This is a genomic window from Streptococcus timonensis, from assembly GCF_047460355.1.
Lineage (GTDB): Bacteria > Bacillota > Bacilli > Lactobacillales > Streptococcaceae > Streptococcus > Streptococcus timonensis_A.
Genome location: NZ_JASHGL010000002.1, coordinates 97,968 through 111,995 on the forward strand (window position 1 = coordinate 97,968; position 14,028 = coordinate 111,995).

Here is a 14,028-nt window from a genome sequence, read left to right on the forward strand (position 1 = left end):
AGGATAGGAAAATTAGAGTACCCTTCACAGAGGGAACTGAGGTACAGTTATAGAAAAAGAAAGGCTGTAATAACAGCTGGAAAACATTTTCGTTACAGCCTAATTTGCGTTTTTGTGGTATACTGAAATTGTTGAATGACTTTGAAAGTAAACAAGAAAAATAACTATTAAGGCTTTTATATTTGATAGTTATATTTTCGAAAATATAATATAATCAAAGATATTGCAGATGGATAATAAAATATGACTAGAGAAAAAGCGTTTAAAACTATTGAAGAGCAGATTTTGATTCAACGGGGCAGGAATTTGAAGATTACCGATGAGCCAGGGATGGTAAGTTTTATTCAGCAGAAAAATTATTTTAATTCTATAAATGGTTTTGAAACTATTTTTTTGGAGACCTCTAACCCTAAAAAATATATGAAAAGAGTCTCTTTTAAATATTTTGAGAGAATATACACATTAGATAGAAATATAGCTAAGTACCTATTTCAAGAAATCGAAAAGATTGAGGTTGAACTGAAGTCGAGAATTGCATACGAATTTTCAAAAGTTCATTGCAATAATGGTATTGCTTCTAACTTAAAGTATTTAGATATCAATTGTTATGTGCTACCGATAGCACACAATCGAAATTCTTTTACAGAGTATTTTTATACTCATGGAGATAATAAAAAAACGCATTCTTTTTTTAGAGTGCATACTATTTCTGCCAAGATTAAAGATGTAATGTTTACAGGTAAAATTAGTACCTCTCATACTCGTAACGGAGATGTATATTACAACCTAGAAGGTGATTTTGATGGAATAGTTGATGACCTTAAAATAAATCAATATCGAGGGAGATTTTCAATAAAAGCTTCTAATACTCCTAGTAATATTTCTTCATTAAACGGTTCTATGAATGTGACGATTCAAATTAATAACATAGAGGGAAGATTTTTTGAATTATCTTATTCAGACTTCTGTAAAATTAAATATCCATATATTTCTAGCTATAAAAATCCTCCGCTTTGGGTTATTATTGATACACTAATGTTGAATGACTTGCTGGTTTTATTCCAAGGATTAGACATTGCTATACAAAATAAAATTATGAGTGAGATGGGATTTGATTCCTCTATTAGTGGGAGTCGAGAAAAATTCATTAACGCTTGTGAAATACTGCGTGAGTTGAGAAACCAATTGGCACACTTTGGTCTCATAACCAGATATAGGACGGGAAATAGTATTCTAATCAATAGACTTTTTATCTCTGATTTGTTACTTACTCCTAAAAGGAATAATAGAGTTTTAAAGTTTTATCAAGGTTTAAAAATTTTAAATTCTTTTAATAGATTCTCTCTTAAAAGGATTGATCGAGCTATTCAATCATATTATTTAAAAAATATGTTACTATTGAAGTTTGATATTAATAAAAATTTTTTTAATAGAATTGGCAAGTAAGTGTTGCAAAAAGTTGCTGGTTATGATAGAATAATATAGTTATATTTTAGTGCCACGACGGCGTGAAATCCTTGAAAGAGGTTTTCAAAAAGTCATAAGGGGGAAGGTTAATAAACTTTCCTCCTTATTTTATTTATTTAGATAAGTTGAAAATAGTGTTGAAGATGTTTGATTTCTGAAGTACCTTGAATTGTATAGAGTTTACATGCAGTTTAGAATTTCTGATTTATTATCCAGAGGATAGAACCGCTTATTGAAGATATTTTAGAAAGTTAGTCATTACCAAAGTTAATATTTATTTCTACAGTATAATTCTAAAATCACTTTTTTTCTCTTTCGTCTATTAGTATAGAAAAAAGCTAACACTACATGTGGAGTGTGTGAGTTTGTTAGTGAAACGAAATTAATCCTCAAAAGGTTTCCCAAAACTTTTGAGTCCCACAGACGCATCATGAGGAGAAATCATGAGGGATATTATCAGTTGAATAAGTAAGAGTATAATCTACATCTCCAAAGTAGGAGTGGCTAGTTCCAGCAGAAAGACCTTCATAGGTTTTATAACTGAATAGATCGACTTACTTTGTTGTCGAATTTTTCCTGTTCTTCAAGTAATTCTGAGGAATAGACGACAACTTTAAAATCAAATAAGCTAAAAACGCTCTAAAATCATTAAATTGATATTAAAGTGTTTTTTATTGTCAAAATATACAATTGAAAAAATTTCCAGCTTTTTTAAAATCACTATCTCAGATGACAATTTAATCAAAATATGATATAATACAGAAAAAGTAAAAATAACAAAAGTAACTTACCAAAGTAAAAGAAAAAAAGTATATAGATAGCCACGGCGGATATTCCTTTCATCGTTTAGAAGGAGTTGCTGTGGTTATCGTTGTTGCTGAGCTAGTTAATTGCTCTTATTACTTAGATGAAGTTACTTTTATTATTGAATTAATTTAAATAATAATAACGATCAATGAAAGTACTCATCGATATTTCCTTTTTGCAGTTTAGAGCTCAAAGGAGAACAGTACTGATTTGGTCGTTTTTTTGCGTATTGACATCCTAAAAGCCAGTCAGAACCTTCAGTCATGATAAACAAGGAGAATTAATGAAATTTGTAGTTTATAAACATTCGCTGGTTTTAGGTGATAACAACATCGTGACAAAGCAATTTATCGTTCTGAAACACGATGACGGCAACTTACAATTTACTGATTTTCATCGTTATGTTAAATCTACTTCAAGAATCAAGTCGATTTCAGATGATGGGAATAAACGCTTTTCTTACGTTGTTAAGTTTCTTAATTTCATATTTGGTACTCTTGGACTTAAAAGTGTAGATCAACTTACACTTGAGATGGTCAGAGAGTTTTTTACGCTTTATGGATTATCTCAGTTACCTGAAGATAGCGGGAAAAGAAAGAAAAGCACTGTTGAAAAATGCGTAAATGCAATTCTCGACTTCTTAACTCTTTATTTAAGTGAGCGAGAGGGAAAGGCTAAGTTAAAAGCAGAAGAATTGTATACTACGACAACTTTTACGAATAGTAGAGGACGGGTTATAAAGCGTAAAGAACCAAATTTTGAAATCTACGTGGATGATAGCAACACTGAGAAAGCTATTTTTCGCGATATGCCAAATAGTGCTTTTGAGATGTTGTTTTCTCACATTGCACACTATCATAAGGATTTACTCATGGTTGTGGCCTTGGGGGCCTTTGTTGGCTTAAGACCATCAGAAGCATGTAACGTAAGACGTGAAGATAGTCCTCTAGGACCAGGTATTTTATTTCACCAAAGTGATGGTCAAGTATTTAAGATTGAGATCGATCTACGAAAAGAAATACCTCTTAGAAGCGATTTAAAGCCGACTGGACGGATTAAAAAGGAAAGACTTCAAGCAGTACCTTATATCTTCTTGGAGGTCTTTTTAGACACTTATAACGACTATATGAGTTATCTGGAAGGTAAGAAGTATGAGAAGGACTATGGGCCATTAAATCTTAACAGACGAGGAAAAGCATTATCATACGATGTATACTATCAACGTTTTCGTAAGATTATTCGTGAAGAGATGATCCCAATCTTCTTAAAGTCCGATGATGCAGAGGTTGTTTTCTTCGGTCAACTTTTACAGGAACATAATATTTCCCCACATATTTTCAGACACTGGTACACGACACAGTTAGTCTTATCTGGGGTTTCTGAGATTAGTGAACTCATGTCTGCAAGAGGTGATAAATCTCCTGAGAGTGCTTGGGTTTACCTGCAAAATAAAGGTGAAATCGCAAAACAATATGGTCAAGTTAACAATGGCGTTTTTGACTATATGAATTGGCAAGCAAATGAACTTTTTGGTGATAAGTTAGAAAGGTAATGTATGACTTATTCAATTAAATCTTTGATTGAAAATCTGTTAAGTGAACTCGGAAAAAACGATATACAGTATAAAGGCAAAATTAGTAAGTTTTTAGTTGATAACAATTGGTTTAACATAGAAATTGATTTGGATAACTATTCTATCTCAGATAAAGAGGCTCAATTATTAATAGAAAAAATAACCAATTATCTTCTTGGACCAACTGGTTTAGCAGGAATTCAGCCTCTATTTAAACAAAAATTCCCATTAACTTACAAATATTTTCAGCAATACTCAGAAGATAGCAACTTATCTAAAGAAAACATCTTTTATGTTCAAGATTTTCTTGCTTATTATCTAAAAAGAGATTTATTCCTCTGTAATGATAATGAAATTGAATTGTTGGTTGAAGAAGCAGTATATGCACTTGAAAAGCAAAAAGGCGAAGTTTTTATTGATTTTTTAAAGTGGTTAATGAATAAAACGAGATGTAACTATCACAAAAGATATGAATTTACACCTCGATACACATTAGAACAGGAGACTAACGCTTATGAGTTAGACGAATATTTAGAATTACTGTATTTTCTTTTTAATGACGATTACATTAGAAAAGAAGATATGCTTTATAAAGCAGCAATCTCAAAAGACTACGCAGATACATGGCTATTTCTAGCACTTCATTTTATATGTGCGCTACGTGGAACAGATTTAGAACAACTTGGGCATCCACAACTTCCTAGAACACCAAAAGAAGTTCTAAAATCAGTTAGAAGTGGGGATTGGAGTAGCAGTGAGGCAAGAAGAACTCTTTTAAGTATTACAACTCGTTTAACTTATTTAAATATTACTCCAAACAAAACAAAGGGAACTAAAAATATTAGTCAGATTAAATTTCAGGTCCCTGAGAGCTGTCAGGTATTGATTGGAACGTTGTTGGCTATCTGTGAAGCTCATTATCAGTTGAATAAAGATAATAATAATGAACCTTTAATTCGACAAATAAAAGAATATAAACGAATTAGCCGATATATGGGGAAAGAAATTGGAGACTTATTTCTTGAAAGGAATTTTAGTTCTAGATCTGCAAATAAATCCTATCTTCAAACTGTTGCCATGTTAGCAGATGATGTTTTGCAAGAAAAATCTGAGTTAAATATTAAAGGCTATTTTTTAGCTGCATTAGCCCGTAGCCATAAAGGTTCATTCGATGAATTTGCTCAAACCACAACAACGTACCTAAAAGATGCCCAACTAAGTCAGCTTAAACCAGAAATGGTTGCGAGAGAACTATTTGAACGAGGTGTTTTATCTATGATTCCATCAATGCTCCTGACGATTGTTACCAGAGGAAAGTATAAAGAATTAAGTCCTAGTCAACAAACTCAGATGATTAAACAGTTAGATTTGACACCAAATGAGATCGAAAAAACATTGGCTTTAAGTATTCAGGCAGAAGTGAAATCGCAAAAGGCATTAAAGATTTTGGTAGAAGAAGAAGCAGAGCCTAATCAACTTCTTACTATTTGTCATCGTATAGGAAACGGTGAAGCCTTCTCAAAACAAGGTGAAAGCATGTGTCTTTTGTCTGCACTTGGAAAGATTTGTCCATATGACGATAGACAACATTGCATCGGTTGTCATTATGAACTACAAACTAAATCTACTTTATTGTTATTAGTAGGAGAATTCAATCGTTTGAACAAACAATACTCTAGAGTTCGAACTGATTTAGAAAAAGGTAAAATTCGGAGTATTTTAGAAGAACAAATAAAACCTTGTTTAACTGAAATGTTGCAAGCTTTATGCGAGCAATATGGGGATGACGTGTTGCATGATTACGAAGAAATAATAAAGGAGTTAATAAATTGAACAATCAAGCTAAACTTTTTAAAACTGAAAATTATTTTGAACCATTTAACTGTGATTGTGTTCTGCGAGCAAAAGAAGTTTTCGATGATTATTTTGAAAAAGGAATTATTCTAAGTTACGATTTTGATCATAAGAAATGGGAAACTACAAATGAATATGCCAATATTAGCCTGTTTTTTAACATTCCTGAGTTTCAATATAGGAGATTTTATCAATCAATTTTTCAGTTGCCTTATAAGGAATTTATCGATTACTTAAAAAGTTTTATTGTTTTCTCAATGAAACAACATGTTTTAGAAACTTTGCAGCTATTTCTAAGAGATATTAAACGTATTATCAAAAATACAACCAAAGATACGTTTTTAGATTTAGAAAATATCTCTGTAATATTTCCTGGTTTATGTATTGACTTTTTCTCAAATCTTCCCTGTTCAGATGATATTCAACTAAGTCAACTATTGGAGCAATTGGATAATAAATTAACTCTCAACCTTCAAAAAAGGCAGAAGTCAAAACAGCAAAGACAATTAGCGCAATTTCAATCCTATTTTACTTTTAATGACATTTTAAATGATTATTGGTCTCAAACATTATCTAAGAAAGAACGTCTATTTTATTATCCATTGTATCTCTGGTGGCAGATTACAGCGATTTTACCCTTAAGGCCAAGAGAATTTCTTTTAATTCAAAGAAACTGTTTGACCGAGAAAGATGGAAAATATTTTCTTACATTAAGGAGAAATATAATCAAAGGAAGGGATCGACTTGTTGAACATAAAATTTCTGAAGATTATATTTTGAATACTTATGAAATTACTAATTCATTAGCTTCTGAAATAAAGACTTATCTCAAACTTACGGAAAATGATCGTTCTACTAAATTAGATACATTATTTGTGACCGATCCCCATTATAATCGTTGGGGTCGTCGAACAGGTGTTAATAACCGATTTTTAACTTACACTAATCTCAATACTATTTTGAGGTATTTTTTTAATGAGATAATTTCTCAAAAATACGGTTATCAAGTTAATTATTTTAGTTTTCCAGTTAGATTAGATGAAAACGAGATTAATTTGATTCATATTGGTGATACGAGACATATTGCAATGATCAATTTAATTGCAGAAGGGGCTAGTCCTGTTACAGCTATGCTTTTGGCTGGTCATGAAAGTGTGACAACTTCATCTCACTATTTTTCAAATTTAAGCCAATTTATTGAATGTCGTAGTTATCAAATGTATCGTAAACTAACGAGTAAAAACACGAATTACGCCATAAGTAAGAGGCAGCCATTTTATACAGCACAAGGACAATACATCACTTTAGAAAATAAAGGACGGTGTTACTCACCCCGCTTTGCGAAAGGTGATTATTCAGATTGTCTGAAAGTTATTAGTGAGCATGCAGAACTAGGTGCTTGTACGAGCTGTCCTTTTTACCGTAAAGCAGGTAAAGATTATTTTTCAATGGATAAATCATTTAAAAAGTCAGTTGATGAAAAAGCTATGGTTGTAAATGAAGCGATTAGAAAAGTTAGACAAGGGAAGGGTCATATTGAAGATATTGGAGAAGCTTTGTTGAAATTAAAAATAGTTAGCAATACCTATCAAGATTACTTAAATGCTAAACAACTATCTTTAGAGGAGAATAAGTCTAATGGCTAGAAAGAAATCAATTTCTGATGATGAATTGATTCATTTGTTTGAACAGTATTTAATTTCCCAGTGTTCCTGCGATTTAAGCTTGGTAAAAATTCCTCGGTTCGGTGACTATGTGAGGAATCATGGCTATCAAAATGTTGCGGATACAACCATTAGACGTAATAAAAGATTCAGGGATTTTTTAAAAGAAAGTGAAATTAAATATCAAGATGAAAATTATGAGACTGTGATTACTTACAAGACCATAGATCCTGACAATTTTATAGCAAAAAATCGTACTCCAGGTTCTATGAAAAGAGCATTGGTGGAAATTAGCCAATACTATAAGAAAATAGCAAATATTGCGGCTAGCTATAAACAAGAAGCAGATAAATTACGTGCTTTAAATTCTGAACTACAGTCAACTAATGAAGATTTAAAACAGAAGCTACAAAGAGAAAATGAGTTAAGTGATGAGAATCAAAAACTATTACAAATAATCAAAACAAGTGTCTATCCAGAAATTGCGAATGAGCTTTTAAAAGAAGAGGGATTGCTAAAATATTCTCAAAAGGTTATCAGTGAGGATTTCCTAGTAGACAATATCATTACTGCTGAATCAGAAATAGATTTTCATTCTGGTGGTTTTATTGAACAAGAAAATCCTCAAAAATCAACTAAAGTGGTTTCTATTAAAAACTTACTGGACAGCAAAACTAATTATAAATGAGGAAAGAAATGAACAAGAAAGTTAAAGATAATCCAGCTATTTACATGTACTGGGATCAAAAACGAAATGTGCTTGACCCCAAAAAATTGTCGTCAAATAGTTTAAAATATGCCTATTGGTCTTGCCCTTATTGTCAACACCATTGGGAAGCGAAAATCATTGATGTGCAGCTTGACAGTTATGAATATCTTAGGTGTTGCCCCCATTGTGGATTAGGTGAACGTTCCATTGATGAAAATGAGAGTGTTCTTCAGGTTTATCCCAATTTCAGAAATTATATAAACTACAGCATTGAGCAAGATGAAGAATTAGATGAGAAACTTCTTACTTTGCCGTTCAATAGTAAAAGAAAGTTCAATTTTAAATGTCCGACTTGTCAATTAAGTTGGAAAGATTCTGCGACAAATAAAAGGTTATTCCAACTAACAAGTGGGGATTTATTTCATTTTGGTTGCAATGAAACTACCTATCATTGCGATTACAAATCTGTCTATCCAAATTTAGCTAAAATCTATAGTGATCATTTAAACAAATTTAAATTTAACGAACTGAAGCTGAGTTACAATATAACAGTACCTATTCATTGGGAATGTGATAAGTGTCATTGCAAATTTGAATTATCTATTGATAGATTATTGAACCGAATTAAAAGAAGCGGTCATTACTGTTCGGAGTGTCATTCTTCATTTGAAGAGTTATTGGATAAAGATTTTGATGTTTCTCCTCTATCTTTTTTAAATTCTTCCATGCTCAAGGAGTGGTCTAAAAGGAACAATATTACACCTAATCAAGTTGATGTATTATCTAATGTTCATGTGTTATGGGAATGTACGAATTGTCACGGAGAGTATTCATGTTCTCTATTTGAAAAAACAGATAGGTCTTGTCCATTTTGTTCAAATAGAGAAAAACTTCAGGATTTTAATACACTAAACGAAACACATCCCTATTTGAGGGAATTTTGGGACCTCAGTAATGAAAGGGATTTTTCCGAATATTGGTTTAAGTCAAATAATGTAGTTAGTTGGGTTTGTCCTTGTTGTAAAATCAACTTTCAATGTAGCCCAGCCGAAATGATCAGTCGAACTGATTTAGAAAATCAAAACTTTCAAACATGTCCTAATCAATGTGACTGGAGGACTGAGGTATTTAAAAATAATATTTTCCTTAAAGAGCCAAAGCTGATTAAAGAATGGAGTGATAAAAATAATATTCCTATTCATTTAGCTCAGACAACAATTGAGACCAAAAAATATTGGTGGGATTGTTCAAAGTGTCATGGGACATATTTATGTTCTATCCCAATTCGAAGAGAAGTTTCTCAGTGTTGTCCTTACTGCAACAATGATAAGCCCCTGAAGGGGTTTAATACATTTGATTACTTATACCCTGAACTAGCAAAATTGTGGGCACCAAATAATAAAGTCCCTATAGATAGTTTTGTTCCATTATTAACTGAAAAAAGGTTCTATTTATGGCGCTGCAAAGAATGTAACTTTGAATTTCATGAGCGCTTCAGCATTATATTAAATAAGTATTTAAGTTCCGAGACAAAAGATCTTAAAGAAATGTGTCCATTTTGTGCAGAATTAAAAGAAAGACAAGATAATATCTCTTTTGAAGATTTAATGAATGAGTGGGACTACCTTAATAATCTTATTCTAGGAGATCCAGAAAGAATCACAAATAGTACGAAATTAAGATTTTGGTGGATTTGTAAGAACAATCCAGAGCATCGTTATAGAATGGCTATCGTAGATAAGATTACAAATATAAAACGATCTATCGAGCCATGCATGTTTTGTAAAGGGCGTAGACGAAAAAGAGAACATTTTGTCCCTTATAGGAAAATTTAAAAACAAGTTCAAATTTGAACTTGTTTTTTTATCATAGATTTTTATAAAGTACAGTATTTTAAAAAATTGTATTTTTAGTTTTCAAGTAGATAATGTACAGAATTTAAGTATGCGAAAGATTTAGTTTTCGCGGGAATAAAGTACATTTTTTGCTCAAAAAAAAATTTTTGTTAACACGAATTATCCCCTATGACATCTTTCCGAAAAACTATAATTTTCTTGAAAAATATATCTGGATATGCTATACTACTCGTATAGAAAGATTTGGAGAAAAACATGAAACGTGAGATTTTACTGGAACGAATTGATAAACTTAAACAACTCATGCCTTGGTACGTGTTGGAATATTATCAATCTAAACTAGCTGTTCCTTATAGCTTTACAACCTTATATGAATACTTAAAAGAATATGATCGATTTTTTACCTGGGTCTTGGAGTCTGGTATTTCGGACGCTGATTCTATTGCTGATATTCCTTTATCAGTTTTGGAGAATTTAACCAAAAAAGATTTAGAGTCTTTTATCCTATATTTACGTGAACGTCCCTTACTTAATGCTAATACAACTAAACAAGGTGTATCTCAAACAACGATTAACCGTACCCTTTCTGCCCTTTCTAGTCTCTATAAGTACTTGACTGAAGAGGTTGAAAATGAACAAGGGGAACCTTATTTCTACCGAAATGTCATGAAAAAGGTTGCTACCAAGAAAAAGAAAGAAACTTTAGCTGCTAGAGCTGAGAATATTAAGCAAAAACTCTTTCTTGGGGATGAAACTGAAGGATTTTTAAATTATATAGACCTGGAATATCCTAAAAATCTCTCAAATCGAGCATTATCTTCTTTTAATAAGAACAAAGAACGTGATTTAGCTATTATTGCCCTACTATTGGCTTCAGGAGTTCGTTTATCTGAAGCAGTTAATCTTGATATCAGAGATTTGAACCTTAAGATGATGGTTATTGATGTAACAAGAAAAGGTGGAAAACGAGACTCTGTTAATATTGCTGCCTTTGCGAAACCATATCTTGAACAATATCTTGCTATTCGAGATAAAAGGTATAAAACAGAAAAAAAGGATACAGCCCTCTTTCTAACCCTTTATCGTGGTGTTCCTAATCGAATTGATGCTTCTAGCGTGGAAAAAATGGTGGCCAAGTATTCTGAAGACTTCAAAGTCCGTGTAACTCCTCATAAACTTCGCCATACACTCGCAACTCGACTATATGATGCAACCAAATCACAGGTTTTGGTCAGCCATCAACTTGGACATGCAAGCACGCAAGTAACGGATTTATATACCCATATCGTAAATGATGAACAAAAAAATGCTTTAGACAGTTTATAAATTTTACATAATTTAAATTACGAAAACCCTAAACTTAGTTTAGGGTTTTTAGTTTATATTTGTCTATTTGATTGAAATCATTTTGTTGAGAAATAATCTTTAGAATGTATTTCAAACGCCATTGATACAGAATACCGCTTATAATTAGGCTTACAATCAAACTGATCCAATAAGCATAGGCTCCTAATAAGGTATAAAAATCTAAAGCTAATCCAAGGGGGATTGCTACTCCCCAGTATCCTAGAATACCAAGATAGAATGGAATTACAGTATCCTTGTACCCACGTAAAATACCTTGAAGAGGAGCTGCAAATGTATCGGCTAGTTGGAAGAATAAACTATAGGTTAAAAAATTTGCTGTTAGGGCGATAAAATCTGGATCTTGACCATAAAGTCCTGCTACTGCTTCTCTATACAAATAAAGAAAAGAAAGAGTTAAACCAGCAAAAACGAATGCTAGTAAGCGACCTATGCGTATGTATTGTTTAGCATCGTTAAATCGTTTTGCACCAACTTCGTAAGAGACTACGATTGCCATAGCTGTAGAAATACTCATAGGAAATGCGTACATTAAACTAGAAAAGTTCATCGCTGATTGGTGACTGGCAATAATGAAAGAGGAAAATTTTGACATTATTAAGCCAACAGCTGAAAAGACAGCCACTTCTGCAAAGACAGTACCACCGATTGGTAATCCTAAGACAATCCCTTCCTTTATCTTTTCTAGATTTAAAGGAGATAATTGATTCAGTTTAAATTCCTTTAGCCTCTCTTGTTTTTGTAAAACGTAAAGAGAAATGAATAGGACACACCAGTAAGCTAGTGAAGTTCCTAATCCTGCCCCTGCTCCACCTAACTCTGGAAATCCTAATTTACCATAAATCAATAAATAATTAAAACCACTGTTTAGAGGTAGTAAGAGAAGCATCAAATACATGGAAAGATTTGTCAATCCTAAGGAATCTAAAAGCGAACGTACTACACTGAATAATAAAAGTGGAATGATACCAATGGCTAACAAGCGTAAATAACGAATTGCTATATCTTTCACAGCAAACTCTAAACTCATACTTTGGAGAACGACTGGAGCTGCTAAAAATACCAAAGCAAAAAGGATGAGAGACAAGCCAAGGGACAAATACATAAATTGATAGTAATCTGACGCAACTTCATTCTTTTTACCCTGACCAAGATGCTGTCCAATAATTGGCACCAAAGCAGAGACAATCCCAGTTAAAAATGTAAAAAAGGGATTCCAAAGACTTGTCGCCATAGAGACACCAGCTAAATTAAGCGTATCATATTGCCCAGTCATGGTTGTATCTATGAAGGATGCAGAATAGTTAGCAAATTGATAAATCAAGATTGGAAAAAAGATTTTTAAAAATAAGAGAATTTTTTCTTTTTTATTTTGTGTTGAATACATACCTACTCTTTCTAGTTATCAATAGAATATTAATGGTAAACAGTAAGAATATCTATATAAAGTTTTAATCTGCTTGGTAAACGATTTGTCCCCTACAGATAGTATATTTGACTTGACCTTTTAACTCTTCACCGATAAATGGGGAATTAGCTGCTTTAGAAGCAAAATGTGTGTCTACAATTCGGTCAGCTTTATCATCGAAAATGGTAATGTCAGCTGGACCATTTTCACCCAAATAACCTGCCTCAAAATGATACAATTCTGCAGGATTAACAGTCATTTTCTCTAGTAACTGCATCAAAGTCAACTCACCTGCTTCAACCAAGTAGGTCAAGCCAAGAGAGAGAGAGGTTTCTAAGCCAGTCATACCGGACGGTGCTTTAGTAATATCTTCGACATTCTTTTCATCAGCGTGATGGGGCGCGTGGTCAGTTGCGATCACTGAAATAACTCCTGACTTAAGTCCTTCGATAACGGCAAGGCGGTCTGACTCCAAGCGAAGTGGTGGATTCATCTTAGCGTTACTTCCTTTAGTCAGAAGAAGCGCTTCGGTCTTAGAAAAATGCTGGGGTGCTACTTCTGCAGTTACGTTTGCTCCCAAACCTTGAGCGAACTCTACAACCTTAACACTTTCTTCCTTAGATAAGTGCTGGATATGAACATGGGCTTTTGTTGCATAGGCGATCATGACATCACGTGCAATCATTGCATACTCTGCAACCCCAGTAGCACCACAAATATGAAAATGTTCTTTAGCGATATTTTCGTTAAAACCAAGCGTACCATTCAAGCCAGGATCCTCTTCGTGCAGGCTGATAAAGGTATTGAGTTTTTTAGCCTCTTCCATAGCTTCCTTGACCACTTTACTGCTTTCAAGAGGAATCCCGTCATCAGAAAAACCTACAGCTCCAGCTTCTAAAAGCGCCTTGAAATCTGTCAAATCTTGGCCATTAAAGTTCTTGGTTATAGTTGCTACAGATTTAACGTTAATTTTTTCCTTTGCCGCAGATTGAAGAACTTCTTGCAAAGTCTCCACGTCTGAAATGGTTGGGTTGGTATTAGCCATCATAACGACAGTTGTAAATCCACCTGCAGCAGCTGCAAGAGCACCTGTATGAATATCTTCCTTGTGGGTTTGACCTGGTTCACGGAAATGAACGTGGATATCAACCAAGCCAGGCGCAACAACAAGACCTGTTGCGTCAATAATTTCTACTCCTTCTTTCTTAATTTCAGGAGCAATTTCGTGAATCTTATCATCCTTAATCAAGACATCGCACACTTGATCTAAACCAGACTTAGGATCCATTACTCGACCATTTTTAATTAGTAGCATCTGTTTTCTC

9 protein-coding genes are annotated in these 14,028 nt (G+C 33.0%); 7 read left to right on the forward strand and 2 right to left on the reverse strand.

The features are described 5' to 3' along the window. Window positions 1-243 precede the first annotated feature (243 nt). The 7 genes from QM941_RS03895 to xerS all read left to right on the forward strand — a co-directional run bounded on the left by QM941_RS03895 (window position 244) and on the right by xerS (window position 11,256). Entirely contained in the window at window positions 244-1,446 is a 1,203-nt protein-coding gene (locus tag QM941_RS03895; protein ID WP_414339084.1) for an Abi family protein, read from the forward strand. Between the two features lie 1,111 nt (window positions 1,447-2,557). Then, complete coding sequence (locus tag QM941_RS03900; RefSeq protein WP_414339086.1) at window positions 2,558-3,826, forward strand: site-specific integrase; 1,269 nt, start codon at window positions 2,558-2,560, stop codon at window positions 3,824-3,826. Window positions 3,827-3,829: 3 nt separating this feature from the next. Next, complete coding sequence (locus QM941_RS03905) at window positions 3,830-5,680, forward strand: hypothetical protein (RefSeq protein ID WP_414339088.1); 1,851 nt, start codon at window positions 3,830-3,832, stop codon at window positions 5,678-5,680. After that, window positions 5,677-7,347 carry a hypothetical protein gene (locus QM941_RS03910; RefSeq protein ID WP_414339090.1) on the forward strand — a complete coding sequence of 557 codons (1,671 nt, stop codon included), beginning with the start codon at window positions 5,677-5,679 and terminating at the stop codon, window positions 7,345-7,347. The genes QM941_RS03905 and QM941_RS03910 overlap by 4 nt, the downstream gene beginning before the upstream one ends. Next, complete coding sequence (locus tag QM941_RS03915) at window positions 7,340-8,053, forward strand: hypothetical protein (protein WP_036757412.1); 714 nt, start codon at window positions 7,340-7,342, stop codon at window positions 8,051-8,053. Before QM941_RS03910 ends, QM941_RS03915 begins: the two co-directional genes overlap by 8 nt. An 8-nt stretch (window positions 8,054-8,061) precedes the next feature. Beyond that, window positions 8,062-9,909, forward strand: coding sequence for a zinc-ribbon domain-containing protein (locus QM941_RS03920; protein ID WP_414339092.1), 1,848 nt, complete (start codon window positions 8,062-8,064; stop codon window positions 9,907-9,909). 276 nt (window positions 9,910-10,185) lie between these two features. Continuing rightward, the gene (xerS, locus tag QM941_RS03925) at window positions 10,186-11,256 is read left to right on the forward strand and encodes a tyrosine recombinase XerS (RefSeq protein WP_414339093.1); all 1,071 of its coding nucleotides are present in this window, start codon (window positions 10,186-10,188) and stop codon (window positions 11,254-11,256) included. A 34-nt stretch (window positions 11,257-11,290) separates the two neighbouring features. Here xerS and QM941_RS03930 read toward each other — a convergent pair whose 3' ends face one another. Next, window positions 11,291-12,682, reverse strand: coding sequence for an MATE family efflux transporter (locus QM941_RS03930; RefSeq protein ID WP_414339095.1), 1,392 nt, complete (start codon window positions 12,680-12,682; stop codon window positions 11,291-11,293). A gap of 64 nt (window positions 12,683-12,746) precedes the next feature. Continuing rightward, window positions 12,747-14,018, reverse strand: coding sequence for a dihydroorotase (locus tag QM941_RS03935; protein WP_414339097.1), 1,272 nt, complete (start codon window positions 14,016-14,018; stop codon window positions 12,747-12,749). Window positions 14,019-14,028: the final 10 nt, after the last annotated feature.

Bases quoted from the DNA above. Each gene is read 5' to 3' on its own strand.
- QM941_RS03895 (WP_414339084.1), top strand. From the start codon at position 244: ATGACTAGAGAAAAAGCGTTTAAAACTATTGAAGAGCAGATTTTGATT.
- QM941_RS03900 (WP_414339086.1), top strand. From the start codon at position 2,558: ATGAAATTTGTAGTTTATAAACATTCGCTGGTTTTAGGTGATAACAAC.
- QM941_RS03905 (WP_414339088.1), top strand. From the start codon at position 3,830: ATGACTTATTCAATTAAATCTTTGATTGAAAATCTGTTAAGTGAACTC.
- QM941_RS03915 (WP_036757412.1), top strand. From the start codon at position 7,340: ATGGCTAGAAAGAAATCAATTTCTGATGATGAATTGATTCATTTGTTT.
- QM941_RS03920 (WP_414339092.1), top strand. From the start codon at position 8,062: ATGAACAAGAAAGTTAAAGATAATCCAGCTATTTACATGTACTGGGAT.
- xerS (WP_414339093.1), top strand. From the start codon at position 10,186: ATGAAACGTGAGATTTTACTGGAACGAATTGATAAACTTAAACAACTC.
- QM941_RS03930 (WP_414339095.1), bottom strand. From the start codon at position 12,682: ATGTATTCAACACAAAATAAAAAAGAAAAAATTCTCTTATTTTTAAAA.
- QM941_RS03935 (WP_414339097.1), bottom strand. From the start codon at position 14,018: ATGCTACTAATTAAAAATGGTCGAGTAATGGATCCTAAGTCTGGTTTA.